This window comes from Agrobacterium sp. T29 (assembly GCF_006970545.1).
Lineage (GTDB): Bacteria > Pseudomonadota > Alphaproteobacteria > Rhizobiales > Rhizobiaceae > Agrobacterium > Agrobacterium leguminum.
The window spans coordinates 61084-87707 of the sequence record NZ_CP040641.1; the positions used below are offsets into that span (position 1 = coordinate 61084).

A 26624-nucleotide genomic window follows, 5' to 3' on the forward strand; every position below is an offset into this window, starting at 1 on the left:
AAGACCATGACTTATATCGACATCATCGAGCGCACCGTCGCCACCCATGCGGATAATCTGAAATCCGTGGCGGATGCCATCTGGTCTTTCGCCGAAATCCGTTACGAGGAAACAAAGTCGGCGGCCCTGCTGGCGGACGAGCTGGAAAAGGCGGGCTTCGCCGTCACCCGCAATGCCGGCAATATCGAAACCGCCTTCGTCGCCAGCTATGGCGAAGGCCAACCCGTCGTGGCTATTCTCGGTGAATTCGATGCCTTGACCGGCCTTAGCCAGGAAAGTGGTGTCGCCAGCCACACGCCGATCACCGAGGGTGGAAACGGCCATGGCTGCGGCCATAATCTTCTCGGCACCGGCGCGCTTGCGGCAATCCTCGCGCTCAAGGCCTGCAAGGATGAACTGAAGCTTGAAGGCACGATCCGCTATTACGGCTGCCCGGCCGAAGAAGGCGGCGGCGGCAAGGCCTATATGGCCCGCGAAGGCCTGTTTGCCGATGTGGACGTCGCCTTCACCTGGCATCCATGGGACGAAAACCTCGCTTACAATGCGCGCATGCTGGCCACCAACCAGCTCTATTTCACCTTTCGCGGCACCAGCGCCCATGCCGGGTTCGAGCCGCATCTTGGCCGCTCGGCGCTCGATGCGGTCGAACTGACCAATGTTGGCTGCAACTACCTGCGCGAGCACATCATTCAGGACGGCCGCATCCACTATGCCATCACCGACACGGGCGGGCGGGCGCCCAATGTGGTGCAGTCGCAGGCGCAGGTGCTCTACAAGGTCCGGGCGCCCAGAATGGATCAGGTCCGCGACATCACCGAGCGGGTCAAGGATGTCGCGCGCGGCGCGGCGCTGATGACTGGAACCGAGCTGCAGATCACCTTCGACGCGGCATCGGCCGATCTCGTGCCGAATGTGACACTCGCCCGGATGATGCATCGGGAATTCGAAAAGATCGGCGTTGCCGCCTTCTCCAACAGCGAGAAGGATTTTGCCGGATCCATTCAAAAGACCTTCTCGGCCGAAGTGCAGACCCGCATCGCCAGACGCGGCAAGGTCCTTTCGGAAGACCTGAACGGTTTTCAGGAAGAGCCAACCTTCCTGCATGGTTCAACCGATGTCGGCGATGTCAGCTGGCTGGTGCCGACCGGTCAGGTCTATGTGGCGACCGAGGCCTATGGCACACCGCCCCACACCTGGCAGATGGTGGCGCAGGGAACCTCGGGTTACGCCCACAAGGGCATGTTGCAGGCCGGCAAGGTCATGGCCGCCTCCGCCGTGCAGGCCATGCTCGATCCGGCAATGATCGCCGCGGCGAAAGCCGAGCATCGCGAGCAGTTGAACGGCGAAAGCTATGTGCCGCTGATACCGGCGGATGCGATGCCGCAGCGCCTGCGCTGAGGCGGAGGAGCGGCGTTTTAGCCGCCCTCAGCCCTTCACACCCGACGAAATCATGATCGCCTCCGTCACGCGCCGCTGGAAGATGACATAGGCGATGATGACCGGCAGGGCCGCCAGCATGGCGACAGCCATCAGCCGCGCATAGGCGACACCGAAAGCATCGTTGACCTGGGTGATACCGACCGGGATCGTCATCATGTTTTCGGAGGTGACCACGAGGAAGGGCCAGAAGAAGGCGTTCCATACCGTAATGAAGGTCACGATCGCCATGGCGGTCGTGATGCCCCAGTTGAGCGGCAGATAGACCCGGAACAGGGTCGTGTATTCGCCGCCGCCATCCAGCACCACCGCTTCGCGCATCTCCTTCGGCACGCTGTCGAAAAACTGCTTGTAGACGATGATGACGATGGGCGTGATCAACTGCGGCAGGATGATGCCCGCCCAGGTGTTGATGAGGTTGAGGTTCTTCATCAGGATGAACTGGGTAACGACCAGCGTTTGCGCCGGCACCATGAAGCTCGCCAGCACGATGCCATAAAGCAGCCGCCTGCCCGGAAAGCGTATCTGCGACAGCGCATAGGCGCAGAGCATGGAAATGAACAGCACCGAGATCGTGACGATGACCGCCGTGCCGATGGAGTTCACATACCAGGTCATCAGCCGGGTATTGAATATCGCATTGAAATAAGCGCTGAGGCGGAACTCGTCCGGCAAAAGCGACATGTTGCCCGCAACGTTCTCATCGGCACGAAGCGAGGTGACGAAGCTCCAGTAGAGCGGAAAAATCCAGACGAGGGCCGCCGAAAAAGTCAGCAGCGTCAGAACGAGGTTCTCGAATTTTCTCATCGGGCTCATGAATTCCTCCGGATGCGCAGCAGCTGGAACTGGAAAACGGAAACGATGACGATCAGCAGGAAAAGCACCGTCGCCACGGCAGACGCATAACCGCCATTGTTCATCTGGAAGGCCTCGCGATAGACCTTGAGGAGCAGCACGAAGCTGGAATTGAACGGCCCGCCGCCGCTTAAGAGATAGATCTGATCGAATATCTTCAGTTGCAGGATCAGTTGCAGTGTCAGCACCAGCGCCGTGACCGGCCACAGAAGCGGCCAGGTGACGCGGCGGAAGCGCTGCCAGGTCGTCGCGCCATCCAGAGCCGCCGCCTCATAAAGCTCGGCCGGTATGTTCCGCAATCCGGCGATGAAGAGCAGCACATTAAAGCCGTTCGTCCACCAGATGGTGACGACGGCGACCATCGGCATGACCCAATAGGGGTTCTTGAAAACGGCGACGGGTTTGCCCGCCAGCAGCGATATGACCGGCTGGAGAATGCCGAACTGCAGATCGAGCATCCACGCCCAGATTTCCGTGACGACCGAAACCGGAAGCACATAGGGCAGGAAAAACAGGCTCATGGCAATCGTCTGCTTCACGCCCGAGAGGCGGCTGACGGCGAGCGCGATCATCAGGGCGATGACGGTCGTGGGCACGACGGTCAGAAGCACGAAATAGCCGTTGTTCTTGAGCGAGGTGACGAACAGGCGGTCGCCCAGCAGCTTCGCGTAATTCTCCAGGCCGACCCAGTTTCCCTCACCGATCAGCGGCGCATCGGTAAAACTGATGCGCACCATCTCTATCAGCGGATAAAGAAAGAAGGTGGTGAAGACCAGAACGAACGGCGTCACCATCGACAGCGCGATCAGCGATTTCTTGCGCCGGTTTTCAATCATAGCCATGGAATGTCTCCGCGAGCTTGCGAATTGCACTCTGCCCTCCGGCCTCAAACCGGAGGGCAGAGTGCCGATTACCTGAGCTTGCCCTGCAGCTCATCCTTGATCTGCTCCACGGCGTCGGTGCTGCTCATGAAGCCCTGAATGGCGGGGGCAATGACGTTGAGCGCCGCATCATAGGCGGGCGAAGCGACCCCGGTTATGGTGGTCTTCGGATCGAACACCGCCGCTTCCGCCAGCGAGGCATAGGTGGCATTCGGCTGCATCGCCCTGTATTCGCTGCTTTCGGTGATGGATTTGTAAGCCGGAATATGCCCGGCATCGGCCCAGCTGATGGCGTGTTTCTCCATCCAGCCGATCACCTTCATCACCGCAGCGCGTTTTTCGCCGGAGACCGTTTTATCGCCTTCATTCGGAATGGCGAAAGCATGGGAATCCGCCCAGGTGGCGCGCTTGCCCATCAGGGGCGGCACTTCCACCGCACTCCATTTGAAGCCGAGCTTGCCGTTCTTTTCCAGATCCTTGTAGGTCGGAACTTCCCAGACGCCGTTCAGCTGGAACGCGGATTTGCCGGCGGAGAAGAGCGCCACCGAGGCTTCATATTCCGCCTGTTCCGGGGCCCAGCCGTTTTCCCGCCATCTGGACAGGGTCTCGATGGCTTTTGCCGCCTTTTCGGCATTGTCGCCGGCCAGAACCTCCTTTTCGGTGACGAGTTCGCCGCCCTGTTGCGACAGCAGCGTATAAAAGACGCGCCACACCCCGCCTTCGCCACCCGATTGATAGGTGATCGGCGTCTGCACGCCATTGTCCTTCGCCCAGGCCAGCGCCTTCTCGAAATCCTCGATCGTCTTGATGTCGGTCAGCTTGCCCTCGGCATCGAGATAGGGCGAGCCTTTGAGAAGATCGGCGTTGTAATAAAGGACAAGCGCATGGATATCGAACGGCACGGCGTAGAGTTTGCCGTTCTGGGTGGCCGCATCCACGGGTGCGCTGAAAAAGTCGCCGGTCTTCAGCCCCGCATCATCGAGATCCTTTTCGGTGATTTCGCTCAGCACTTTTTCTTCAAGGCCGAGCGGCGCGCGTGACAGGTGATAGGTCATGATATCCGGCCCCTCACCCACCGCGGAGGCCGTGCGCACCTTGGTATAAAAGGGCACGCCCCATTCGAGCGTCGTTCCCTTGATCTGGATGTCGGGGTGTTCCTTGTTGAAGGCATCGATCAACGCCTTCATGCGCACGCCGTCACCGCCCGACAGAAAGTCCCACCAGACGATATCCTGTTTCGCGAGAGCCGGCAGGGCGCTGAGACCCAGAGCCGCACCAACAAGCAATGTCTTGATCAGTCGCATCGTTCACTCCTCCCGTTTGATCGAACATCCCGTTGAGGGATGGTTTGCTGTTTCGAAAGACGCCTCCTCGCGCCTATCGCAACCGTCTGCCGTCATCGTCGAAGACAAGGACATGGTCGGGCGAGGCGGTAAGCGATACCGACCGGCCATCCAGCCTTTCCCGCGTGCCCTGCCGCTGCACGATGATTTCTTTCCCGGCTCCGGTGCGGGTATAGAGGTAGGAAAGATCGCCAAGCTCTTCCGCGACCTCAACGACGACCGGCAGGGCGCCCTGTTCCGTAATCGTCAGATGCTCCGGCCGAATTCCGATCTCGACCCGCTGGCCGGGGGAAACGGACTGGGCAAGCCGGGCCCTTAGATGCCCCGCCCCGCCCTCGGGCGCGAGCGTCACGATGCCATCCGCCTGGGAGACGATATCGGCCCGCAGGAAGTTCATCGCGGGCGATCCGATAAACCCCGCCACGAAGCGGTTGTCCGGATCGTCGTAAAGGGTGAGCGGTGCCCCCGCCTGCTGCACGATGCCGCCCTTCAGCACGAAAATCCTGTCCGCAAGCGTCATGGCCTCCACCTGGTCATGCGTGACATAGATCATCGTCGCGCCCAGCTTGCGGTGAAGCCGGGTCAGTTCCAGCCGCATCTGCACCCGCAGTTCGGCGTCCAGATTGGACAGCGGCTCATCGAACAGGAATACCTTCGGCTGCCGCACGATGGCGCGGCCGATGGCCACGCGTTGCCTCTGGCCGCCGGAAAGCTGCGAGGGCCGCTTGTGCAGATGCTCCTCAAGCTGGAGGATGCGCGCGGCCTCGCCCACCCTCTCCGTCACCTCCGCCTTCGGCCGGCGGGCAAGACGCAGGCTGAACGCCATGTTCTCGAACACCGTCAGATGCGGATAGAGCGCATAGTTCTGGAACACCATCGCAACGCCGCGATCCGCCGGTTCGACCGCGGTGACATCACGCTCATCGATGGCGATGCGCCCGCCGCTGGTTTCCTCAAGGCCTGCGATCATGCGCAACAGGGTGGATTTTCCGCAGCCGGAAGGCCCCACGAAGACCGCGAAGCTGCCGGCTGGAATTTCCATCGAAACATCCCGGATCGCCGTGAAAGATCCGAAGGACTTGGCGACATTGTTGAGACGGACACCCATGGCCGCCTCACTGAACCTTCAGCCGCAGCACATGGTAGGACAGCGCAGGCACCGAACCCTTCAGCGCCCCGTCCTCCACGGCGACGCCGCTGCCCGGCACGGGCACGACGCGATCCGGCTGATCCGGGCCGTTGCCGAGGCGCAGATCATATCCCGCCATGGCAAGATGCAGGCTGAGAGTGGCGGATGAATAGCCGGTGAGGCTGACATCGATCTCCGCCGCTTCTGTCAGATGGCGGTTGAGCACGAACAGCGTCACGACGCCTTCCGCTTCGTCATAAACACCGGCAACATCGAGATATTTGACGTCGTCGGCCGCGTTGCAATCGTAAGTCGGGCAATCGACGGCGACATTCAGCGCGACGCCACGGCCATAAAGCGAGGCGAACTGATAGGGATAATAGATCGTCTGCCGCCAGGCCGGCCCGTTCTTTTCCGCCCGGATGGGGGCGATGACATTGACGAGCTGGGCGATGCAGGCAATGCGCACACGGTCCGAACGGCGGATGAACTCGTTGAGCAGACCGGCGACAAAAAGCGCATCTTCGAAGTTGTATGTCTCCTCCAGAAGTGCGGGCGCTTCCGGCCAGTCCCAGCTCTTGATGCGTTTGCCGTCTTCTTCGCGGATATGATACCAGACGTTCCATTCGTCGAAGCAGATGGAGACCTCGTTTTTGGCGCGCTTTTTGGCCTTCACGTAATCGATGACCCCGGCAATCGTCTGGATATAGCGCCCGGTTTCCTCGATCTTGCCGAAATAATTCAGCGTGTCGCGGCTGTTATTGCCGAAATATTTGTGCAGCGAGATGTGGTCGACATTCTCATAGCACTCCTCCAGCACCTCGCGCTCCCATTCGGGATAGGTCGGCATGCCGTCATTGGAACTGCCGCATACAATCGCTTCAATCGTCGGATCGAAACCCTTGAAGGCCTTGGCGGTTTCATTGGCCAGACGGCCATATTCCACCGCCGTCTTGTGACCGATCTGCCAGGGACCGTCCATCTCGTTGCCGAGGCACCACATTTTCACACCGTGGGGCTTTTCCGCGCCGTGGCTGCGGCGCAGATCGCTGAGCGTGGTGCCGCCCGGAAAATTCACATATTCGAGGAAATTGCGGGCGTCATCCAGACCACGGGAACCGAGATTGACGGCGAGCATCATCTCGATGCCGGCCATCTGCGCCCAGTCGGCGAATTCGTTGATGCCGATCTGGTTGGTTTCCTTGGAGCGCCATGCGAGATCGAGACGGATGGGGCGCTGGCCGCGCGGCCCAATGCCGTCTTCCCAGCGATAGGCCGAAACGAAGTTGCCGCCGGGATAACGGATGGCCGGAATTTTCAGGTCCTGCACGAATTTCAGAACGTCCCTGCGGAAGCCGTTCGCGTCCGCCTGCGGATGGCCGGGCTCATAGATGCCGCCATAGATGGCACGCCCCATATGTTCGATGAAGGCGGAATAAAGACGATCGTCGATACGCCCAATCCGGAAGTCCCGGTGGACTGAAACCCGCGCTTTCATAAGGCTCTCCTCCCCTGCGCATTTATATCTTAAAATATGATATGAACCATATTTGATAATATAGTTGCCGAGGGAATCCGCGCCTGTCAACCGCGAAAATCATACTTTTGAAAATTGGCTGGATCAGCCTGCGGTGCGCAGGCGCAGAACGATGTCCTGATCGTAATTCCCGAAGCCGCGGCCAAAAATATTCAGCCCGCCCGGATGTTTTGCATCGGCCTTGACCTCGATGCGCAGGCGGATGGAACGGTGGCTGGTCAGATCGATATCCGCCAGCGTCACATCCGAAATCCGGGTTCCATCGACATAGGTTCCCTGCGCGGTGATGCGCCAGGTCTTGAGCATGCCATATTGGGAACCGGAGAGCTTCCACCAGTCCGGCGTAAACGCACCGCGCTTGTCGCCGAAGTCGCCGGGCGAGGTCCAGACGCCGATTTCCCGGCCGTTGACGGATAGTGTAATATCGGACGGCCAGTTGCTGTGCGTTCCCGGCACTTCCGAGCTGACCTCCATCGAAAACTCGATTTCTTCGACTTCCCGGCCTTGAATCTTGGCATTATTGGGAAATTGATATTCCACGAAGCCGGATGTCAACCATAGCAGCGCCGCCTTCATGCGGTCCGGATCCATGAATGTATCGGGCACATCGAGAAGGCCGATGATGCCCTCCGGCGAGCAAATGCCGCAGGGCGCGGTTACCGAACTTTGGGTGTAGAGACCGAGCGGCATAGCGACCGCGATGTAATTTGATGCGGCCGGCGCCTCGGGTTTTCGGAAGGAAACAATCAGTTCGTCACAGGTGGCGAAACAGATTTTCTGGTTGCCCTTGCGCGCCTTGCGCGTTTCGGTTCGCAGCAACCCCGCTTCCTCGAGAACGGCCACTCCGGCGGAAACGGTGGACTGGGGAAGCTCCAGTCTCTGCGCAATTTCGTTGACGTTGAGGCCGCTCGCCTCATGCAGTAACTTCAATATCTGCACGCGGATCAGCGACGCCGCCGCTTTCAGGACATCGAATTCTTTTTCAGCATCAACGAGGAGGAAATTGGGCGCCATATTCTAATCTTCAGATTTATCGATCCAGATCAGAATTTCTGGCTTAAATGCCATGCACTTGTCCAGTGCTGTTTGTCATGCTGGTGCTTTTGAAAGGCGTGAAGCGCCATTCACCCCTGACACTTCACAAAAAAGAGCACCGCCACACGGTCTCGATGCCGCGTGGCGGTGCCCGTTTCGTCGTCAGCCGCGCTTGCGCAGGGTCCGCGTGCCGGTGTCGACGAGGTTTTGCGCCGCTTCATCCACGCTGGCGCGGCCGAAGGCGAGCGAATCGGCAATGGGGCGCATCACGCCACGGTCGAACTCATTGGCGCCGATCGGCGCGGGTTCCGGATAGGTATCGAGCTTGCCCGACAGGCTCTCGATATAATCCACCGTCTTGCGCTCGGTCTCGTTGAGGCTCGGCAACAGGGCCTCACGCACGACCTTGGCCGGCGGCACGCCACGCTCGACGCCGAGCACCTTGCCGGCTTCCAGATCGTTGACGAAGAAATTGATGAATTTCGCCGCCGCTTCCGCATTGGTCGAGGTGGACGAAATGGACCAGATGAGGCCCGGCCGGTAATAATGCCCGGTCGGCTTGCCCGGCCCCTCACCTGGCAGCATGCCGATGGACAGCGTTTGTTTATTGAGCTTCTGATAACCGACAAGCTGGTTGGAATAAGCAAAGCCGATAGCCGAATTGCCGAGCGTCAGGGCGTTGGATTCGATGGTATTGTCGTCACGCGTCTGGATATCGGCGGAAACGCAGAGCTTGTTCTCGCGCAGATCCTCCCAATAGGCGAACCATTCCTTCGCATCTTCCTTGTTGAAGCCGATGGTGCCGTCCTGAAACAGCAACTTGCCGCGCTGGCGCAGCCAGACATCGAAAACATAATGATAACGCGCGCCATAGGGCACCGCCCAATAATTCCGTTTTGCCGGACCGTTCTTCTTGAAATCGCGCGCCAGTTCCGAGAGCGCCTTCCAGGTGATCTGCTCCTGCGGCACGGAAACGCCGGCTTCCTTCAGCGTATCGGCGTCATACATCATGCAGAAGGAATTCAGCCCAAGGCCGACGCCGTAAAGCTTGCCATCGATGCGGCAGAGATCGACCTCGCTTTTGCCGAAGGTGGAAAGATCGAGCGACTTGCCGACGAACTGGTCCAGCTCCATGCAGGCGCCACGGCCGGAATAATCGGCAATAGTGGAAGGTTCGAGCTGGAAGATATCGGCGACGTTGCGCCCCGCCATCGATGTCGCAAGCTTGGTCCAGTAATCGGAACCGGCGATCATTTCGCCGCTGATCTCCGTTTGCGGGTTAGCCTTCTGGTAAAGGGCGATCACGTCGTTGGTGCGCTTGCTGCGGTCGGCCGATCCCCACCATACGCAGCGAAGCCGGGTCTCAGCCGCGGCCGCGCGAAAACCGCCCCCCACTGCACCAAGACCGACCACGCCGAGACCGGCCAGCGCCGCCGTCACCAAAAATCCACGTCTGTCGATAGTTTGCATCTGCTCCTCCCGCGTTTTGCAAATTTTTCACTGACTACTTAAATTCTTGCAAATTTTCTTTGTTTGCAATATTTGCATCATATTAGATTTTTTTGCAAGCGCAGGAGACGATATGAACGATACGCCCGACATCAGCCGCCCGCGCCAGTCGGATATCGCCCAGCGCGCCGGCGTTTCCATCAGCACCGTCTCGCGTGTTCTTGCGGGAGAGAAAGGTATCAGCGCGTCGATCCAGACCAAGGTTCTGGGGGTGGCGGCGGAGCTTGGCTATCCGTTGCGACCGGTCGCAAACCAGACCGGCGGCGTGCCGCTGGAGGGCAAGAAAATCCTCGCGCTCATGTCCGCCGAAAGGGCGACCGGCGATATCGGCGCTTTTTATCACGATATTTTCGACATGCTGCGCAGCCTTGCCCAGACGGACGGTTTCGAACTCGACATCCGGCTCTTGCACCAGAAACAGGTGGATGATGCGCTGACCCAGCGGGTCTGCGAGGTGGACGGCCTTCTCGCCATCGGCCTCGACCCGGAGGATGAAATCATCCACCGCATCACGCAGGGTGTGCTGCAACCGGTTCTGGTCAACAGCGCCGATCCCTCGATGATGCTGGACTGCGTCTCGCCTTCCAATTTTTATGGCGGCGCGATGGCGGCGCGCCGGCTGCTGGAACTCGGTCACCGCAAGGTCGCCTATATCGGCCCGCACCATCGCCACACCATAAGGGAGCGTATGCGCGGCTTCCGCCACACGATCCTTGAGGAAGAGGGAACGACCTATGAGGAGTTCCTGCTTTCGACGGCGGATAGCGGCTTCGGACAGTCGGGCGATGCGGTTCGCCAGCTATTGGCCAAAAACCCTGAACTCACCGGCATTTTTTGCATGAATGACGCGATTGCGCTCGGTGCGCTGGGGGCGGCGCAGGAGCTTGGCCTCGCCGTGCCGGACGATCTTTCCATTATCGGCTTCGATGATCTGCCCTTTGCCGAGCTTTCCACCCCCCGTCTCAGCACGATCCGTGTCGACCGTCGCGAAATCGCCCGAGAGGCGGTGGAACTGATGCGCCGCCGGCTGACGGAACCTTCCGCCAATGCCCGCCAGGTGCAACTTGGCGTGCAGCTGGTGGAAGGACAGACGGCCGGCAAGGCGAAAAACACGGGAAAGGCGGCACGCGATGCATGACACCATGACCAGACCCAATATGGCGAGATTCAATCCGCTGCACGGCAATTCGCTCAAAAGCCGCGCCGATGTCCGACGAGCGCTGGATGACAGTTTCGCGCCGCTTCTTGCCCATTTTTCGCCGGGCGGCGCAAGAGTGACGCTGAGCGGCACCGCCGCGCATTTCGACCGGGCGGCGGCCGATCTGGAAGGTTTTGCCCGGCCGCTCTGGGGCATCGCACCGCTTGCGCTGAGCGGCGATCATTTCGACCATTGGCCGCTTCTGGCACGGGGAATAGCCAACGGCACCGATCCTTCCCATCCCGAATATTGGGGCGACGTGCGCCAGAGGGATCAGCGGCTGGTAGAGCTTGCAGCCCTCGGTTTTGCGCTGCGGCTTGCGCCGCAGCACCTGTGGGAACCGCTATCCGACGCGCAGAAAGACAATGTGCGCCGCTATCTGCTGACGGCACGCGAGCGCAATTACGCCGACAATAACTGGAAGTTTTTCCGGGTGATGGTCGATATGGCGCTGGATCATCTCGGCATCGATTTCGACCGCAGCCTGACCGAAACATTCCAGAAGGAACTGGACGAATTCTATATCGCCGACGGCTGGTATCGCGATGGCAATTACCGCCGCATCGACCATTACATCGCCTTCGCCATGCATTTTTACGGCCTGATCTACGCGAAACTCAGCAAGCCTGACGATGCCTACGCCGCACGCTACCGGGAACGAGCGCGCCTCTTCGCCGGCGATTTCGCCAGCTGGTTCGATGAGGATGGCGGCACGCTCGCCTTCGGCCGCTCCATGACCTACCGCTTCGCCTGCGGCGGCTTCTGGGCCGGCCTTGCCTTTGCCGATGAGGAGGCGCTGCCCTGGGGCGAGATCAAGGGGCTTTATCTGCAACATCTGCGCTGGTGGGCGAAAAAGCCGATTGCCGATCGCGACGGCGTGCTTTCCATAGGCTACGCCTATCCGCAGCTCACCATGTCGGAAAGCTATAATTCGGCGGGCTCGCCCTATTGGGCCTTTAAAGCCTTCCTGCCGCTCGCCCTGCCGGAAAGCCATCCCTTCTGGCAGGCGGAGGAAAAGCAGCCCGAAACATCCGTAAAACCAAAGCCGCTCATTCATCCCGGCATGGTGATGATGCGGACCAGCGGCAATGTCACGGCTCTTTCCAGCGGCCAGGAAAACCTTTCCATGCGCGGCGGGCCGGAGAAATATGCCAAATTCGCCTATTCCTCCCGTTACGGTTTCGGCGTCGAAGTAGACGAACGTGGTTTCAGGACCAACGGTTTCGACAATATGCTGGCCTTCTCCGAAGATGGCCTGCACTACCGCGTGCGCGAGACCAACCAGAAGGTTCTGCTGGCCGGGGAAAGCCTGCGGGCGACATGGAAGCCCTTCCCGGATGTGGCGGTTGAAACGACGCTGGTTGCGGCTGGCGGCTGGCATATCAGGCTGCACCGGATCACCTCTACCCGCCCCCTTTCGGTGACCGAAGGCGGCTTCGCGATCAATCGCAACGACGGCGACCGCGATGCCGTGCGCGAAGAGACCGGCCGGGCGACCGCCGATTGCGGCACAGACATATCCGCCATCATCGATCTCGGTTCGAGCGTTACCCGCCACGGCGCGGCACTGAAGGCTCTGCCCAACACCAATCTCGTCAACGCCAAGACCACGGTGCCGCAACTGCGGGGCGAGATTCCGGCGGGCGAAACCCTGCTTGCCTGCGCGGTCTTTGCCGGGGTGACCGGGCCAGAAAGCGAAACAGCGTTGGCGACAGTTCCCGCACTTCCGGATATGGAGGCGCTCGACCGCCTGTTTGCGGAACGGGGCGTTCCGGTCAGCAGCATGGCGGCAACGGGAGAGCCGCAATGACGAGCCCGCTTCCGCGTCTCAGCCTTGCCATGGAGCCGGAGCGAACCCAGCATGTGCTGACACCGCAGGCGCTCGAAAGGCTGTCGCAGAGCGTCGATATTCTCGACACGGGGCGGATCTGCGATTTCCACGCCGCTTCCGTGAAGGAGCAGCTGGCGCGGACGGATATTCTTCTGACCGGCTGGGGCTGTCCGGATATCGGCGCGCGGGAGCTGGCGCTGATGCCGCGCCTCAGGCTGATTTCCCATGCCGCCGGGACGGTCAAATATTTCCTGTCGCAAGCGGTGTTCGATCGTGGCGTTACCGTGTGCAGCGCAGCGGAAGCGAATGCGCAGCCGGTCGCCGAATTTTCGCTGGCGATGATCCTGCTGGCCGGCAAGCGCACCTTCGGCTTCCGACGCCTTTATCTGGAACATCGCGACCGCGCCCCTGTCGAGCGATTGCAGGCGCAGGCCATCGGCAATCTCGGCCTGACGGTCGGCATCGTCGGCGCATCGCGCATCGGACGTCGCGTCATCAATCTGTTGCAGCCCTTCGATCTCAACCTCATCCTTTTCGATCCGCTTCTAAGCCCTGCGGAGGCGGAAAAGCTCGGCGTGCAACTTGTATCGCTCGAGGAGCTGATGGCGGTGAGCGATGTTATTTCCCTGCATGCGCCCTCCCTGCCGCAGACGCAGCATATGATCGGCGCAGCAGCACTTGCCCGCATGAAGGATGGCGCGACGCTGATCAATACGGCACGCGGCGCGCTGGTGGATGAAAACGCGCTTCTGGCCGAACTGAAAACCGGACGCATCGAAGCCGTCATCGACGTGACCGACCCGGAAGTGCCGCCGCGGGACTCACCCTTTTACAGCCTGCCGAATGTGTTCCTGACGCCGCATATCGCCGGCGCCACCGGCCTTGAACGCGCAAGGCTCGGCGACATGGCGATTGCCGAAATCGAACGCTTCTGCCGCGCTGCACCCCTGCAACAGCAGGTGCGGCCGGAACATCTGGAACTGATCGCATGAGATTTTTCGAGCCGGGCCTCTGCTCCGTCACCTTCCGCTCCCTGTCGCCACAGGCAGTTATCGAGCTTGCCGCCGCAAACGGCATCAGGTCCATCGAATGGGGTGCGGATATCCATGTACCGCCCGGCGATCTCGAAAATGCAAGGGATGTGGCGGCGCGGACGGCGGAAGCCGGCCTCTCCGTCTCGTCCTACGGCTCCTACATCTTTGCACCGGATTTTGCGCCGGAAGATGTGACCGCCGTGCTGGAAACAGCAAAAGCGCTCGGCACCGGCCATATCCGCATCTGGCCCGGCAGCCGCAAACGTCCATCTGCCGATTACTCCCCCGGCGAACGCCGCGCGGCAACGGAAGCGCTGGCGACAATCGCCCGCCAAGCGCACGACTATGACATCACAATCGGCCTCGAATATCACCCCAACTCACTGACGGACACCCTGCCCTCGGCCCTGCAACTCATGCAGGTTTTGCCGATGCCCAACCTCTTTTTCTACTGGCAACCCGCCCCCGGCCTACCGCTGGAGGACGCACTCGCGGAAATATCCGTTCTCGGCCCACGCATCTGCCACCTGCATGTCTTCGCCTGGCTCGCCGACGCCAGCCGCCTGCCGCTTCACGAGCGCGCGGATTTTTGGCGGGCGTGCGTGGATGCATTGCCGGAAGGCGACTGGAAAAAACCGGCTTTCGCGATGCTCGAATTCGTCAAAGGCGACGATGTCGGGCAGTTCGCGGAAGATGCGGCGGTTCTCAGCGACATTCTTTATAGAACATAGAACCCGCCCTCTGACTGCCCACTGACCGGAAATATGCTTCTTTGCTCCCTTCACATAGTGAAATTTATGCACTATGTTTTATTGGTGCCGTGGAGGCTGCATGGGCAAACTGGTTCAGATCGGGAACATCATCATACGCGTCTATGCGAACGATCATTTGCCACCGCATTTTCACATCATAACACCGGACGCCGATGCCCTTGTCGACATCGAAACTCTGGAAATCCTGCGCGGCAAGCTATCCCGCAGGGCTGAAGCCGAAGCTTTGGCATGGGCGAGAAGCAATGGGAACCTGATTGTCGATGAATGGAATCGGACGAACCCGCGTTTTCCCATTGTAGGAAAGGGAAAGAAGTCATGACACCACGCATCAAAACCATCCTGCCCAATCCGCCTTGCACGCTCACCATCGACTGGGCGGACGGGAGCCAGTCGACCGCCGATCTGACCGGATGGATAGCGACCGGAGGAGAATTGCTCAATCCGCTCCTTTCGGCAGATATCTGGCAGACCGCGACAGTCGCCGACTATGGCGCGACTGTGGAATGGGACGGAGACGACCTGGCAATCGATGCCTATCATCTCTACCAGATCGCAGAGGACCAGCGGGACTTCGATGTGGAAGACCTGCGTAAATGGCAGGAGGAAATCGGCCTTTCCAATAATGAGGCGGCGGATTTTCTCGGCGTCACTTTACGGACGTGGAACAACTATCGTGCGGGCACGCCCGTAAGCCACGCGGTCAAGATGTTGCTGCGGGCCACCCAGCGCGACCCGCTTCTCATGCATGCGCATTTCCGTCCCCGCCGGCCAGGACGCCCGAAACACGCGGCGTAAGACGGCTGCCGGCAGCGCTATATCCGCCGCCCATCCGCCCCGAACAGATGCGTCTTCGAAAGATCGAACGCAAAGGGAATGGTCTCGCCGATGCGGATATGGCGCTGGCCGTCCAGCAGCACGGTGGCGGGCTGGCCGTCGGGGGTCGCGGTGTAGACCACCGTTGAGCCGCCGAGATGTTCGACGAGCTGGATGGAGGCCTCACCCAGGGAGGCGGATTGCGCCTGCGGGTTCACATGTTCCGGGCGCACGCCGAAGGTGAGCGGTTCGCCCTGTTGCGCCGCCACCGGCTTTTCCAGAACGATGCGCTGACCGGCCACCTCGATGGTGCGGTTGGAACTGTCGCCTGAAGCCACTTTCGCGGAGAGGAAATTCATCTTCGGCGAGCCGATGAAACCGGCGACGAACTGGTTGGCGGGATTGTTGTAGAGATCGAGCGGGCGGCCGACCTGCATGATGCGGCCGTCGCGCAACACCACGATCTTGTCGGCCATGGTCATGGCCTCCACCTGGTCATGCGTCACATAGATCATGGTGCTGCCGAGCGTCTGGTGCAACTTGGCGATTTCGACGCGCATCTGCACGCGCAATTCCGCATCGAGGTTGGACAAAGGCTCGTCGAACAGGAAGATTTTCGGTTCGCGCACGATGGCGCGGCCGATGGCGACACGCTGGCGCTGGCCGCCCGAAAGCGCCTTCGGCTTGCGCTGCAAAAGCGGGCCGATCTGCAGGATATCGGCGGCCTTCTGCACCCGTGCCTGGACTTCCGGTTTCTTGTAACCCGCCGTTTCCAGACCGAAGGCGAGGTTCTTGTAGACGCTCATATGCGGATAAAGCGCATAGGACTGGAAGACCATGGCGATGCCGCGCTTGGAGGCGGCGGTTTCGTTGACCCTTTCGCCATCGATACGCAGATCGCCTTCGGAGATTTCCTCAAGCCCCGCGATCATGCGCAGAAGCGTGGATTTTCCGCAGCCCGAGGGGCCGACAAAAACCGTGAACTCGCCCGGTTCGATCTTGAGGTCGATACCGTGAACGACCGGAAAAGCGCCGAACCGCTTGACGATTTTTTCGAGCGTAATGCTGCTTGCCATGCTGTTTCTCCCGACTGTCGCGCCGCATGCAAGGCGGCAGCGACAGTATTGATTGTCTTAAAATGCGTTTCCGATGCGGGTTCCGTTCAGCGTTTCATTCCGGTGGTGGCGATGCCTTCGATCAGCAGCCGTTGGAAGAACAGGAAGAACAGGAAGACCGGCACTAACGACAGGTTGGACATGGCGAAAAGCGAGGTCCAGTCCGAGCTGCCGGTGGAATCCACGAAGGATCTGAGGCCGAGCTGCACGGTGTAGGTGTTGATGTCGTTCAGATAGATCAGCGGACCGAAGAAGTCGTCCCAGGTCCAGATGAAGGAAAAGATAGCAGCCGTCGCCAGCACCGGCAGCGACAGGGGCAGCATGATCTTCCAGTAGATGCGGAAGGGCGAGCAGCCATCCATGACAGCCGCCTCGTCCAACTCCCGCGGAATGCCGCGGAAGAACTGCACCATCAAAAAGATAAAGAAGGCGTCAGTTGCGAGGTATTTCGGCACGATCAGCGGCAGCGAGGTGTTCACCCAGCCCATTTCCAGAAACAGGATATATTGGGGAATGAGCACGACGTGATAGGGCAGCATCAGCGTGCCGAGCATCAGCGCAAACCAGAAATTGCGCCCTCCGAAGCGAAGCCGGGCAAAAGCGAAGGCCGCGAGCGAGCAACCGACCACGTTTCCTATGGTGGCCAGCACCGAGATAAAGAAGGAGTTCCAGAAGAACTGCCCGAAGCTCACCTGCAGCCCGGTCCAGCCGCGAATATAACCGCCGACATCCACCGCCGAGGGGATGAGCGAGGAAGAGCCGAACAGCTCGTCCTGCGGCCGGAAGGAACCCGAGATCATCCACAGGATCGGATAGAGCATCGCGAAGGACGCGACGATCAGCGCCGTGTGGAGCATCACCGATTTCAGCGGCGAACGTTGCGGGCCCTGGCCCGGCCGGGGGGCGGTAACAGCATCAGTCATCGTAGTGCACCCAGTATTTCGCGCTGAGGAACGAGAAGGCCGTGAACAGCGAGATGATGATCACCAAAATCCAGGCAAGCGCCGAGGCATAGCCCATGCGGAAGAAACCGAAGGCCTCCTGGTAGAGATAAAGCGTATAGAACAGCGTCGAGTTGATCGGCCCGCCGGTGCCTTCGGAAATGATGAAGGCCGGCGTGAAGGCCTTGAAGGCATCGATGGTCTGGATCACCGCGTTGAAGAAGATCACCGGCGTCAAAAGCGGCAGGGTAATGCGGAAGAACTGCCGCACCTTGCTCGCACCGTCGATTTCGGCGGCCTCATACATGTCCTGCGGGATTTGTCTCAGACCCGCGAGGAAGATGATCATCGGCGAACCGAACTGCCAGACGGACAGAATGACCAGCGTGTAGATCGAATAATCCGGATTGGAAATCCAGCTCGGCCCTTCATAACCGAAGGCCTGCCACAGGATCATGTTGACGAGACCATCGGAGGCGAAAAGCTGGCGCCAGAGCACGGCAATCGCGACGCTCGAACCCAGCAGCGACGGCAGATAGAAGATCGCCCGATAGAGCGTCAGGCCCTTGATGCCGCGATTGAAGGCGAGCGCGACCAGCAGCGCGAAGATCAGCTTCAGCGGCACCGACAGCAGCACATAGGTGAAGGTGACCTGCATGGCTGCGGCGAATTTGGGGTCTGCCGTGGCGATGCGCACATAATTGGCCGCCCCCACCCAGTCCGGCGACTGCAACAGGTCGTAATTGGTGAAAGACAGATAAAGCGACGCGAGCGCGGGACCGAGGGTGAGGCCGAAAAAGCCAATCAGCCAGGGCAGCAGAAACAGGTAGGCGTGAATGTTGCGGTCGAAAATCCGCTTCACGCCGCCCCGCTTCGGGAGAGCCGCGCCACGGCTCTCCCCCACAAGAGTTTCAGATCGAAAGGCCATAAACCATCACTTCCGTTTGATAACGGTTTCGGATTCCTTGACGAGGCGGTCACCGCCCTCTTCCGGCGTGATCTTGCCGAAGCCGATTTCTTCCGCCGTGCGTTTGAGGACGAAGGCGAATTCGCCCGCGCCCGGAGGCGGCGCCGGCGGCAGATCGCCGACGCCGGGGGTAATCTCGGCAATATAGTCCACCATCGTCTTGCTCACCTCGTCGAGCTTGCTGCTCAACTGGCTACGCATGGATTCCGAGGCCGGAACGCCGCGCTCGACGCCGAGAATATCGATGCCCTGCGGTTCAGCCACAAGGAAGTTGATGAAACCGACGGCCTGCTCGATGCCGGCGCTGCCATTGGCGACGCTGATGAGCATGGAGGGTTTCAGATAATGGCCGGAAGGGCCATCCTTCGTGCTCTTCGGATAGGAGCTTATGGCAAGCTTGGACTTGTTGAGCTTCTGATAACCGACGAACTGGTTGGAATGGGCGAATGCCGTTGCCGCCTTGCCCGTCGTCAAAGGGTTCGTTTCGATGTTGAGCTGGTCGAGCGCCTGCACATCGGCCGGCACACAGGCGCCGCTCTTGCGCAGATCCGCCCACAAAGTGAACCACTTGGTCGCATCGGCAGGATCGAAGCCGATGCCGCCATCCTGCGTGTAAAGCGACTTGCCGTTCTGGCGCAGCCAGTTCTCGAAGCTCGGCTCCACGCCGCTGGCATCGGCCGTGGCGTAATAGCCGGGCTTCGGCTTGTTCTTGCTGAGCTTGGCGGCGTTTTCGGCAAACTCTTCCCAGGTCTGGCCGATGGATGGCGGCGTCGCGCCGGATTTTTCCCAGGCCGCCTGGTCGAAGAAAACGGCGCTGGAATTGACGCCGAGATTGATGCCGTAAAGCTTGCCATCGACCCGGCCGGAATCGATGTTCATCTTGCCGAAATCCTCGATCTTCAGGCTCTTGCCGATATAATCGTCCAGCGGCGCCAGCGCGCCGCGGCGGCCATATTCGAAGATATAGCGATAATCCATCTGGATCAGGTCGGGCGCATTGCGGCCCGCAACCTGCGTGGCAAGGCGCGGCCAATAATCGCTCCAGCCTGCGAATTCACCGGCAATATCGAGATCCGGCTTGACCTGCTTATAGGCTGCTATCGCCTTGTTGGTGCGGTCGGCGCGCTCCTGCGAACCCCACCACAACATGCGAAGGCGCGCGGCCTGGGCCTGCGCTGAACCACCTCCCAGTGTTGCAAGCGACAGGGCCGCAAGCCCCGCTGAAAGCACACCTCTCCTCTGAAGCATCACGGGCATTGGCAACTCCTCCCTATTGACTGCCAATTGATGATGAACGTAAACGACACTTGCCGTTTTATAACTAATTGGTTACATGGGAACACTGATCGCAAACATTGTCAAGCGGGTGCTGAAATGGAAGAAACGACAAAAAACCAGCCGTCCGATCCTGCCCCCGATGCGGCCATGGAGAAAACGCCGTCACCCAAGCGCAAACGCGCGACGACACAGGTGCGAAACCCGGAAAGAACGCGCGCCGCCATTCTCGAAGCCGCCCGCCGCGAGGTGGCCGCCAAGGGGCTGGCAGGGGCGCGAATCGATGTCGTCGCCCGCCGCGCCGGCACCAACAAGCGGATGATCTACCATTATTTCGGCGACAAGGATGCACTTTATCTCGCCGTTCTGGAAGACGCCTATCGCCATATCCGCCATACCGAGAGACGGCTTGACCTGGCCCGCAAGGCCCCCTCGGAGGGCCTGCGCGAGCTTGCACTTTTCACCTGGCATTACTTCCTCGACCATCCCGAATTCCTGAGCATCCTCGCCACGGAAAACCTCAATAAAGCCCGCTATCTCAGGCAATCCCCGACGATTACGGCGATGCATTCGAACTTCATTTCCGAGCTTGAGGACGTGTTGCGGCGCGGCAGCGACGCCGGCGAATTCCGTGACGGCCTCGATCCGATCGACGTCTATCTGACCATCGCTTCGCTCGGCGCTTTTTATCTTTCGAACCGGTTCACGCTGTCGACGATCTTCCAGCGCGACCTGACCGACCCCGCCGAGCTGGAGCGCTGGGGCCAGCATATCGTCGATACCCTGCTTGCTGCAGTGCGGCCGGTCTGAGCCGGCCAAACCGAATTCCTCTTTAACAACAGCGACGACGCGCCATTCGCATCCGCGAAGCGCGTCGTTTTCTTTTGCGGCGCGGTGGAAACACGAAAACCCAACCGTCGTCAGGTCACGAATTTTTCCTGTCAAAAACACCTTGACAGATCGCATCCTTCGCGACCACAAATAACCAAATGGTTACAAATTTCCATGTTTGACGGAAGCGGCTTTCGGGAAGAGACCGCCTTGGGAGGAAATTCATGAAACGTATCGGCGTCATCATGCACGGCATCACCGGCCGCATGGGTTACAACCAGCATCTCGTGCGCTCCGTTCTCGCCATTCGCGATCAGGGCGGCGTGGTTTTGAAGAACGGCGAAAGGGTCATGCTCGACCCCATTCTGGTCGGCCGCAACGGCGCAAAGATCGAGGAAATCGCGAAAAAACATAATGTCGCGCGCTGGACGACCGATATCGATGCGGCGCTGGCGAACCCTGACGATACGCTGTTCTTCGATGCCGGCACGACGCAGATGCGCGGCAGCCTGCTGGAGAAGGCCATAAAGGCGGGCAAGAACGTCTATTGCGAAAAGCCGATTTCCGACACGATGGAAGAGGCATTGGCCATTGCCCGGCTCGCCGAAAGCGCTGGCATCAAACATGGAGTGGTGCAGGACAAGCTGTTCCTGCCCGGCCTGCGCAAGCTCGCCATGCTGCGCGACAGCGGCTTTTTCGGCAAAATCCTCTCGGTGCGTGGCGAATTCGGCTACTGGGTTTTTGAAGGCGACTGGCAGCCGGCGCAGCGGCCCTCCTGGAATTACCGTCTGAAAGATGGCGGCGGCATCATTCTCGATATGCTGTGCCACTGGCGTTATGTGCTCGACAATCTGTTCGGGCCGGTGAAGTCCGTAAGCTGCCTCGGCGCCACCCATATACCTGAACGTTTCGATGAACAGGGCCGCGCTTATGTGGCGGATGCGGACGATGCGGCCTATGCCACCTTCGAGCTGGAAGGCGGCGCCATTGCCCATATCAACTCCTCATGGGCGGTGCGGGTGCGCCGCGACGACCTCGTCACCTTCCAGGTGGACGGCACCCATGGTTCGGCGGTGGCGGGCCTGACCAAATGCTTTACCCAGCACCGCACCAACACACCGAAGCCGGTGTGGAACCCCGACCAACCGCAGACCATCGATTTCTACAAGACCTGGCAGGAGGTGCCGGACAATGTCGTCTATGACAATGGCTTCAAGGCGCAGTGGGAAATGTTCGTGCGCCACCTCGTCGACAACGACCCGTGGCCCTATGGCCTCATGGAAGGCGTGAAGGGCGTGCAGCTTGCGGAGCTTGGACTGAAATCCTGGAAGGAACGCCGCTGGCTCGACGTTCCCGCCCTTTCCTGAGGAGGCGACGGTGAGCGAACTCGAGCTTCCGAAGGACGACCGCAGCATTGAGGTCTACAAACTATCAGGCACGCCGGTCGCCGTTGAAAAACGCAGTGCGGCGGATTTCAATCGCGTCGCCTTCGCGGCCGCCCATGTGGTGGCCGATCCCCTTGCCGATAACGACCCATGGCTGACGCCCGCCATCGACTGGGACGCCACCTTACGTTTCCGTCACCGCCTGTGGGATCTCGGCCTCGGCGTCGCCGAGGCGATGGATACGGCGCAGCGCGGCATGGGGCTCGCGTGGCCGCAGGCGCAGGAACTGATTTCCCGTTCGCTGAAGGAGGCGGCCAGTCGCAAGGATGCGCTGATTGCCTGCGGCGTCGGCACCGATCATCTGAATGGCGGCGGTTACGACCTGAACCAGATTGTCGACTCTTATCTCGAACAGCTTGATTTTGTTCAGGGAGAAGGCGGGCGCGTGATCCTGATGGCGAGCCGCGCTCTGGCCGCTGCCGCCCGTTCGCCGGATGATTATCTCAAGGCTTATGCACGGGTTCTCTCCCATGCCGATCAGAAAGTGGTGATCCACTGGCTGGGTGAGATGTTCGATCCCGCGCTTGAGGGTTATTGGGGTTCCGGTGACCACATGCAGGCCATGGAAACCTGCCTTGCCATGATCGAAGAGAATGCCGACAGGATCGACGGCATCAAGATTTCGCTTCTCTCCAAGGAAAAGGAAATCGTCATGCGCCGCCGCCTGCCCGCAGGCGTGCGCATGTATACCGGTGACGATTTCAACTATGCCGAACTGATCGCCGGTGACGAAAAGGGCCATTCGGATGCGCTGCTCGGCATTTTCGACGCCATAGCGCCTGCGGCTTCGAAAGCGCTGGCCTGCCTGAAGCGCGGGGCGGACAACGAGTTCTTCGATATACTGGAGCCGACGGTGGCGCTGTCGCGCCATATCTTCAAGGCCCCGACCCGCTTCTATAAGACCGGCGTGGTGTTCCTCGCCTATCTCAACGGGTTACAGGACCATTTCACCATGGTCGGCGGACAGGAAAGCACCCGCTCCACGCAGCATTTCGCTGAGCTTTTCCGACTGGCGGACAAGGCCAATGTGCTGGCCGAGCCGGATCTGGCGACGCAGCGCATGAAGGCGTTTCTGGCCGTCCGTGGCATCGGGTGAAGCAAAACAAGGGGAGATACCGAGATGAGCCTTGAAGGCCTTTCCATCAATTTCGCCACCGTGCGGCAGGGCGGCGATTTCGGCGCAATCGTCGATGCCTGCCTTGCGCATGGCATCACCGCCATCTCGCCCTGGCGCGAGCAGGTGCATGGCGTTGGCCTTGCTGAAGCCGCCCGCATTGTCGAACGGAACGGGCTGCGTCTCAGCGGCCATTGCCGTGGCGGCTTTTTCCCCGCCCACGATGCCGAAGGCCGCCGCATCGCCATTGAGGACAATAAACGCGCCGTCGATGAAGCCGCCGCAATGAAAGCCGATTGCCTTGTGCTTGTCGTGGGCGGCCTGCCCGCCGGCTCACGCGATCTGAAAGGCGCGCGGCAGATGGTGGAGGACGGCATGGCCGAACTTCTTCCCTATGCGCGGGCTGCCGGCGTGCCGCTCGCCATCGAGCCGCTGCATCCCTTCTATGCCGCCGACCGCGCCTGCTTCAACACGCTGAAACAGTCGCTCGATCTCTGCGACAGGCTGGGGGCCGGCACCGGCGTTGCCATCGACGTCTATCACGTCTGGTGGGATCCGGAACTGGAGGAACAGGTGGCGCGTGCGGGCAGGAACGGGCAAATTCTCGCCCACCACATCTGCGACTGGCTGGTGCCGACCACCGATCCGCTCAATGATCGCGGCATGATGGGCGACGGCGTGATTGACCTCAAGGCATTTCGCGCCATGATCGAGGCCGCCGGCTTCCACGGCCCGCAGGAAGTGGAAATCTTTTCGCATCGCTGGCAGGCGCGCCCGATGGACGAGGTCCTCGCCACCGTGGTCGAGCGTTTCAAGACTGTTTGTTGATTATCCGGGAGAGAGACGATGCCTGAAAAGGTGAAACGCAAACGCTATGCGCTGGTCGGCACCGGCAATCGCGGCACCACCATGTGGGGCCGCGAACTTCTGGCCGGCTGGAGCGACTATGTCGAACTGGTCGGCATTTGCGACCTGAACCTGATGCGCGCCGAACGCGCCCGCGCCATGATGGGATCGAACGCGCCGCTTTACGACGATTTCGACCGGATGATGGAGGAGCAGCGACCGGAACTGGTGATCGTCTGCACACCTGATGACACCCATGACGACATCATCATCCGCGCGCTCGAAGGCGGGGCCGATGTCATCAGCGAAAAGCCCATGACCACCACTCCGGAAAAGATCGACCGCATCCGCGCGGCGGAAGCCAAAAGCGGCCGCCGCGTCGATGTTTCCTTCAATTACCGTTTTTCGCCGACGGCGGCACGCATCAAGGAGCTGATCGACGACGGCGCAATCGGCACCATTACCTCCGTCGACTTCCACTGGTATCTGGATAATCACCACGGCGCAGATTATTTCCGCCGCTGGCACGCCTTCACCGAACATTCCGGCAGCCTGTTCGTACACAAGGCCACGCACCATTTCGATCTGCTGAACTGGTATCTCGATTCCGACCCCGTGGAGGTGAAGGGTTTCGGGCAATTGCTGCATTATGGCAAGAACGGCCCATTCCGCGGAACGCGCTGTCGCACCTGTCCGCACAAAAGCGAGTGCGATTATTTCATGGATCTCGGCGCCGATCCTTTTCTCGATGCACTTTATGAAGACCCTTCGGCGGTGGACGGTTATGTGCGCGATGCCTGCGTCTTCCGCGAGGAGATCGACATTCCCGACACGATGAGCGCCTCGATCCGTTATGCGAGCGGCGTGCAGGTCTCCTATTCGCTCAACACCTATATGCCGATCGAGGGCCATCACATCGCCTTCAACGGCCACAAAGGCCGCATCGAGATGCGCCAGTATGAAAAGCAACCCTGGACGGAACCGCCGGCCGATGAAATCCTGCTGGTGAAAAGCTTCGGCGGCGGTGTCGAACATATCTGGGTGCCGCATGAGCCGGGCGGCCATTATGGCGGCGACAACCGCATGCGCGACATGATCTTCAAGCCCGGCTCCAACGACCGGCTGCGGCAGCGGGCGGGTTCGCGCGCCGGCGCCATGTCCGTCCTGACAGGGGTGGCGGCGCTGAAAAGCGCCCGTGAAGGCGGCACGGCAGCGGTGAAATCGCTGCCGGTTTAACCGCCTTCGTCTGCGGCCCATCGACAACTGGGCCGCAGATGGCAATTGCCAAAAAAGAACGGACGATATTCCACAGATTACGCGCTTCTTCCATGCCGGTAAAATGGTCGCCGGGGGAAGAAAGAGTGAGTCATGTCCAGTTTTGAATCCTTCGTTCCGCTCATAATCATCGGCCTCAGCCTCGTCGTATTTTTCAAATGGGTGGGGCGAGATATGAACCGGGAAGAGAAAAAGCCGCGTTCCCGCCGCTGACGGCGGAAAAGCGCGCCCGCGCGGCGTGGAAACGGAACCCGCGCCTTTTCCCCTGCGTTTTCCCAGTAAAAGGAGGACGCGACATGACCAAGAAAACGAAGCCGAAAACAGTCGACAAAGGGCCTTCCAGCCCGAACGACACTCCTCCCGCCGGCCCGCACGCCAAACCGTCCCTCACCGACTATGACAAGACGCCGGGCGCAGGCAGCCTGCCGGATGACCGTGCGAAGGACGTGGCTCCCGGTGGAGGTTGATGCGCGCGAAACCAAAGGCTGCGCCAGACCGGGCGCACGATTGGGTCAGCGGGAAATAGCACCGTGAACCAGATACTTAGCCAATGATCGGTCGCTCGCCAGTGCTTTTTCCTTCAATGCCCATTGCAAAATCAAAAATTGCGCCTATATTTTCTTTATCGACCATTGCTTGTGACGTCGTTCTGGAACAGACTGTTCCCCGTCGGATTTCCTCTCAAATAATCGATCTTATCCCGCAAGGTATCGCGGGAACCACAACGATTCTACGAAAGGAAATCGTTATGAACACTGGTACTGTAAAGTGGTTCAACGCCACCAAGGGCTTCGGCTTCATTCAGCCTGACAATGGCGGCACGGACGTTTTCGTTCACATCTCCGCTGTTGAGCGCGCTGGCATGCGTTCGCTGAACGACGGCCAGAAGATCAGCTACGAGATCGTCCAGGACCGTCGGTCCGGCAAAAGCTCGGCTGATAACCTTCAGGCAGCTTGATATTCATCATTTAACCCGCAGACCACGGATGTACTGGCTGCAGGTTAGAATGGTTGTGAGAGGTCGGGTCAAAGCCCGGCCTTTTGTTTTTGGGCCAGGGAAAAAGCGCGTCCGCGAAGAAGCCTAAGCCGTGCGCCACCGCCGCAAGAGGGCAAAGAAGAAAATTCAGCGCGAAGGGCTGCTGCCTGCCCCCAAAAAGGTTACCCGCCCCCGACAGCCTTCCGATACCGCTCTTCCATAAAGGAGAATGCCATGGCCGCGTCAAAGGAAGCTTTTTTCAAACCCGGCAAACTATCCGCACAGGACAGGGCGTCATTGACGGATAACGCCGCAAAGCAGATCATAAAGGCCGAGGCCGACCAGCGCGCCCGCAAAACGGAACGCCTTCGCCAGCTTCGCGAAGCACAGGAAGCGACGATCATCGCCGACGCGCCGGTTTCCGCAAAAAAACGATCCGGCAAGAACTGACTGGCCGGATTTCC

Annotated in this window: 26 protein-coding genes; 15 read left to right on the plus strand and 11 right to left on the minus strand. The window is 60.1% G+C overall.

The window, feature by feature from the left end:
- Positions 1-6: 6 nt before the first annotated feature.
- Complete coding sequence (locus tag FGF54_RS15295; RefSeq protein ID WP_142780298.1) at positions 7-1398, plus strand: amidohydrolase; 1392 nt, start codon at positions 7-9, stop codon at positions 1396-1398.
- Positions 1399-1425: 27 nt separating this feature from the next.
- Here FGF54_RS15295 and FGF54_RS15300 read toward each other — a convergent pair whose 3' ends face one another.
- The 7 genes from FGF54_RS15300 to FGF54_RS15330 form a co-directional block, all read right to left on the minus strand.
- Positions 1426-2253 carry a carbohydrate ABC transporter permease gene (locus tag FGF54_RS15300; protein ID WP_142780299.1) on the minus strand — a complete coding sequence of 276 codons (828 nt, stop codon included), beginning with the start codon at positions 2251-2253 and terminating at the stop codon, positions 1426-1428.
- A complete protein-coding gene (locus tag FGF54_RS15305; protein ID WP_020811696.1) occupies positions 2250-3134 on the minus strand; it encodes a carbohydrate ABC transporter permease in 885 nt (294 codons plus the stop codon). Before FGF54_RS15305 ends, FGF54_RS15300 begins: the two co-directional genes overlap by 4 nt.
- A 68-nt stretch (positions 3135-3202) precedes the next feature.
- A complete protein-coding gene (locus FGF54_RS15310) occupies positions 3203-4477 on the minus strand; it encodes an extracellular solute-binding protein (RefSeq protein WP_142780300.1) in 1275 nt (424 codons plus the stop codon).
- A 73-nt stretch (positions 4478-4550) separates the two neighbouring features.
- A complete protein-coding gene (locus FGF54_RS15315; RefSeq protein WP_142780301.1) occupies positions 4551-5624 on the minus strand; it encodes an ABC transporter ATP-binding protein in 1074 nt (357 codons plus the stop codon).
- A 7-nt stretch (positions 5625-5631) separates the two neighbouring features.
- Positions 5632-7143, minus strand: a complete 1512-nt coding sequence (locus FGF54_RS15320; RefSeq protein ID WP_142780302.1) for an alpha-N-arabinofuranosidase — start codon at positions 7141-7143, stop codon at positions 5632-5634.
- Positions 7144-7266: 123 nt separating this feature from the next.
- Positions 7267-8196, minus strand: a complete 930-nt coding sequence (locus tag FGF54_RS15325) for a transcriptional regulator (protein ID WP_065656073.1) — start codon at positions 8194-8196, stop codon at positions 7267-7269.
- A gap of 183 nt (positions 8197-8379) precedes the next feature.
- A complete protein-coding gene (locus tag FGF54_RS15330; RefSeq protein ID WP_142780303.1) occupies positions 8380-9687 on the minus strand; it encodes an ABC transporter substrate-binding protein in 1308 nt (435 codons plus the stop codon).
- Between the two features lie 112 nt (positions 9688-9799).
- On the opposite strand from FGF54_RS15330, the gene FGF54_RS15335 reads away from it, so the two are divergent.
- The 6 genes from FGF54_RS15335 (at position 9800) to FGF54_RS15360 (ending at position 15357) form a co-directional block, all read left to right on the plus strand.
- A complete protein-coding gene (locus FGF54_RS15335) occupies positions 9800-10864 on the plus strand; it encodes a LacI family DNA-binding transcriptional regulator (RefSeq protein ID WP_142780304.1) in 1065 nt (354 codons plus the stop codon).
- On the plus strand, positions 10857-12734 hold the full coding sequence (locus FGF54_RS15340) for a DUF2264 domain-containing protein (protein WP_142780305.1): 1878 nt from the start codon (positions 10857-10859) through the stop codon (positions 12732-12734). Before FGF54_RS15335 ends, FGF54_RS15340 begins: the two co-directional genes overlap by 8 nt.
- On the plus strand, positions 12731-13747 hold the full coding sequence (locus FGF54_RS15345) for a hydroxyacid dehydrogenase (RefSeq protein WP_142780306.1): 1017 nt from the start codon (positions 12731-12733) through the stop codon (positions 13745-13747). Before FGF54_RS15340 ends, FGF54_RS15345 begins: the two co-directional genes overlap by 4 nt.
- On the plus strand, positions 13744-14520 hold the full coding sequence (locus FGF54_RS15350) for a sugar phosphate isomerase/epimerase (protein ID WP_142780307.1): 777 nt from the start codon (positions 13744-13746) through the stop codon (positions 14518-14520). Before FGF54_RS15345 ends, FGF54_RS15350 begins: the two co-directional genes overlap by 4 nt.
- Positions 14521-14620: 100 nt before the next feature.
- Entirely contained in the window at positions 14621-14881 is a 261-nt protein-coding gene (locus FGF54_RS15355; protein WP_142780308.1) for a DUF4160 domain-containing protein, read from the plus strand.
- On the plus strand, positions 14878-15357 hold the full coding sequence (locus FGF54_RS15360) for a hypothetical protein (protein ID WP_142780309.1): 480 nt from the start codon (positions 14878-14880) through the stop codon (positions 15355-15357). Before FGF54_RS15355 ends, FGF54_RS15360 begins: the two co-directional genes overlap by 4 nt.
- 17 nt (positions 15358-15374) lie before the next feature.
- On the opposite strand, the gene FGF54_RS15365 is transcribed toward FGF54_RS15360, so the two are convergent.
- The 4 genes from FGF54_RS15365 to FGF54_RS15380 form a co-directional block, all read right to left on the minus strand.
- A complete protein-coding gene (locus tag FGF54_RS15365; protein ID WP_003520178.1) occupies positions 15375-16451 on the minus strand; it encodes an ABC transporter ATP-binding protein in 1077 nt (358 codons plus the stop codon).
- Positions 16452-16537: 86 nt separating this feature from the next.
- Positions 16538-17413 carry a carbohydrate ABC transporter permease gene (locus FGF54_RS15370; protein WP_059757136.1) on the minus strand — a complete coding sequence of 292 codons (876 nt, stop codon included), beginning with the start codon at positions 17411-17413 and terminating at the stop codon, positions 16538-16540.
- The gene (locus tag FGF54_RS15375; RefSeq protein ID WP_003520181.1) at positions 17406-18359 is read right to left on the minus strand and encodes a carbohydrate ABC transporter permease; all 954 of its coding nucleotides are present in this window, start codon (positions 18357-18359) and stop codon (positions 17406-17408) included. Before FGF54_RS15375 ends, FGF54_RS15370 begins: the two co-directional genes overlap by 8 nt.
- A 6-nt stretch (positions 18360-18365) precedes the next feature.
- Positions 18366-19655 carry an ABC transporter substrate-binding protein gene (locus FGF54_RS15380; protein ID WP_142780310.1) on the minus strand — a complete coding sequence of 430 codons (1290 nt, stop codon included), beginning with the start codon at positions 19653-19655 and terminating at the stop codon, positions 18366-18368.
- Positions 19656-19772: 117 nt separating this feature from the next.
- Between FGF54_RS15380 and FGF54_RS15385 the strand changes: the two genes are divergently transcribed.
- The 8 genes from FGF54_RS15385 (at position 19773) to FGF54_RS15420 (ending at position 26610) form a co-directional block, all read left to right on the plus strand.
- Positions 19773-20483: a TetR/AcrR family transcriptional regulator gene (locus FGF54_RS15385; protein WP_035264374.1), complete on the plus strand. Its 711-nt coding sequence runs from the start codon at positions 19773-19775 to the stop codon at positions 20481-20483.
- Between the two features lie 245 nt (positions 20484-20728).
- Positions 20729-21871 carry a Gfo/Idh/MocA family protein gene (locus FGF54_RS15390; protein WP_168208144.1) on the plus strand — a complete coding sequence of 381 codons (1143 nt, stop codon included), beginning with the start codon at positions 20729-20731 and terminating at the stop codon, positions 21869-21871.
- Between the two features lie 10 nt (positions 21872-21881).
- Positions 21882-23045 (plus strand): dihydrodipicolinate synthase family protein, encoded by a 1164-nt coding sequence (locus tag FGF54_RS15395; protein WP_142780311.1) that lies wholly within the window; start codon positions 21882-21884, stop codon positions 23043-23045.
- Positions 23046-23069: 24 nt separating this feature from the next.
- Positions 23070-23891 carry a sugar phosphate isomerase/epimerase gene (locus FGF54_RS15400; protein WP_142780312.1) on the plus strand — a complete coding sequence of 274 codons (822 nt, stop codon included), beginning with the start codon at positions 23070-23072 and terminating at the stop codon, positions 23889-23891.
- A gap of 18 nt (positions 23892-23909) precedes the next feature.
- Positions 23910-25145: a Gfo/Idh/MocA family protein gene (locus FGF54_RS15405; RefSeq protein WP_142780313.1), complete on the plus strand. Its 1236-nt coding sequence runs from the start codon at positions 23910-23912 to the stop codon at positions 25143-25145.
- 335 nt (positions 25146-25480) lie between these two features.
- Positions 25481-25651: a hypothetical protein gene (locus tag FGF54_RS27250; RefSeq protein ID WP_168208145.1), complete on the plus strand. Its 171-nt coding sequence runs from the start codon at positions 25481-25483 to the stop codon at positions 25649-25651.
- Between the two features lie 281 nt (positions 25652-25932).
- Positions 25933-26142 (plus strand): cold-shock protein, encoded by a 210-nt coding sequence (locus FGF54_RS15410; protein WP_003508146.1) that lies wholly within the window; start codon positions 25933-25935, stop codon positions 26140-26142.
- A gap of 252 nt (positions 26143-26394) precedes the next feature.
- Positions 26395-26610, plus strand: a complete 216-nt coding sequence (locus FGF54_RS15420) for a hypothetical protein (protein ID WP_142780314.1) — start codon at positions 26395-26397, stop codon at positions 26608-26610.
- The last annotated feature ends 14 nt before the right edge of the window (positions 26611-26624 follow it).

Coding starts and splice junctions, on each gene's coding strand:
- FGF54_RS15295 (WP_142780298.1), top strand. CDS start 7: ATGACTTATATCGACATCATCGAGCGCACCGTCGCCACCCATGCGGAT.
- FGF54_RS15300 (WP_142780299.1), bottom strand. CDS start 2,253: ATGAGCCCGATGAGAAAATTCGAGAACCTCGTTCTGACGCTGCTGACT.
- FGF54_RS15305 (WP_020811696.1), bottom strand. CDS start 3,134: ATGGCTATGATTGAAAACCGGCGCAAGAAATCGCTGATCGCGCTGTCG.
- FGF54_RS15310 (WP_142780300.1), bottom strand. CDS start 4,477: ATGCGACTGATCAAGACATTGCTTGTTGGTGCGGCTCTGGGTCTCAGC.
- FGF54_RS15315 (WP_142780301.1), bottom strand. CDS start 5,624: ATGGGTGTCCGTCTCAACAATGTCGCCAAGTCCTTCGGATCTTTCACG.
- FGF54_RS15320 (WP_142780302.1), bottom strand. CDS start 7,143: ATGAAAGCGCGGGTTTCAGTCCACCGGGACTTCCGGATTGGGCGTATC.
- FGF54_RS15325 (WP_065656073.1), bottom strand. CDS start 8,196: ATGGCGCCCAATTTCCTCCTCGTTGATGCTGAAAAAGAATTCGATGTC.
- FGF54_RS15330 (WP_142780303.1), bottom strand. CDS start 9,687: ATGCAAACTATCGACAGACGTGGATTTTTGGTGACGGCGGCGCTGGCC.
- FGF54_RS15335 (WP_142780304.1), top strand. CDS start 9,800: ATGAACGATACGCCCGACATCAGCCGCCCGCGCCAGTCGGATATCGCC.
- FGF54_RS15340 (WP_142780305.1), top strand. CDS start 10,857: ATGCATGACACCATGACCAGACCCAATATGGCGAGATTCAATCCGCTG.
- FGF54_RS15345 (WP_142780306.1), top strand. CDS start 12,731: ATGACGAGCCCGCTTCCGCGTCTCAGCCTTGCCATGGAGCCGGAGCGA.
- FGF54_RS15350 (WP_142780307.1), top strand. CDS start 13,744: ATGAGATTTTTCGAGCCGGGCCTCTGCTCCGTCACCTTCCGCTCCCTG.
- FGF54_RS15355 (WP_142780308.1), top strand. CDS start 14,621: ATGGGCAAACTGGTTCAGATCGGGAACATCATCATACGCGTCTATGCG.
- FGF54_RS15360 (WP_142780309.1), top strand. CDS start 14,878: ATGACACCACGCATCAAAACCATCCTGCCCAATCCGCCTTGCACGCTC.
- FGF54_RS15365 (WP_003520178.1), bottom strand. CDS start 16,451: ATGGCAAGCAGCATTACGCTCGAAAAAATCGTCAAGCGGTTCGGCGCT.
- FGF54_RS15370 (WP_059757136.1), bottom strand. CDS start 17,413: ATGACTGATGCTGTTACCGCCCCCCGGCCGGGCCAGGGCCCGCAACGT.
- FGF54_RS15375 (WP_003520181.1), bottom strand. CDS start 18,359: ATGGCCTTTCGATCTGAAACTCTTGTGGGGGAGAGCCGTGGCGCGGCT.
- FGF54_RS15380 (WP_142780310.1), bottom strand. CDS start 19,655: ATGCCCGTGATGCTTCAGAGGAGAGGTGTGCTTTCAGCGGGGCTTGCG.
- FGF54_RS15385 (WP_035264374.1), top strand. CDS start 19,773: ATGGAAGAAACGACAAAAAACCAGCCGTCCGATCCTGCCCCCGATGCG.
- FGF54_RS15390 (WP_168208144.1), top strand. CDS start 20,729: ATGAAACGTATCGGCGTCATCATGCACGGCATCACCGGCCGCATGGGT.
- FGF54_RS15400 (WP_142780312.1), top strand. CDS start 23,070: ATGAGCCTTGAAGGCCTTTCCATCAATTTCGCCACCGTGCGGCAGGGC.
- FGF54_RS15405 (WP_142780313.1), top strand. CDS start 23,910: ATGCCTGAAAAGGTGAAACGCAAACGCTATGCGCTGGTCGGCACCGGC.
- FGF54_RS27250 (WP_168208145.1), top strand. CDS start 25,481: ATGACCAAGAAAACGAAGCCGAAAACAGTCGACAAAGGGCCTTCCAGC.
- FGF54_RS15410 (WP_003508146.1), top strand. CDS start 25,933: ATGAACACTGGTACTGTAAAGTGGTTCAACGCCACCAAGGGCTTCGGC.
- FGF54_RS15420 (WP_142780314.1), top strand. CDS start 26,395: ATGGCCGCGTCAAAGGAAGCTTTTTTCAAACCCGGCAAACTATCCGCA.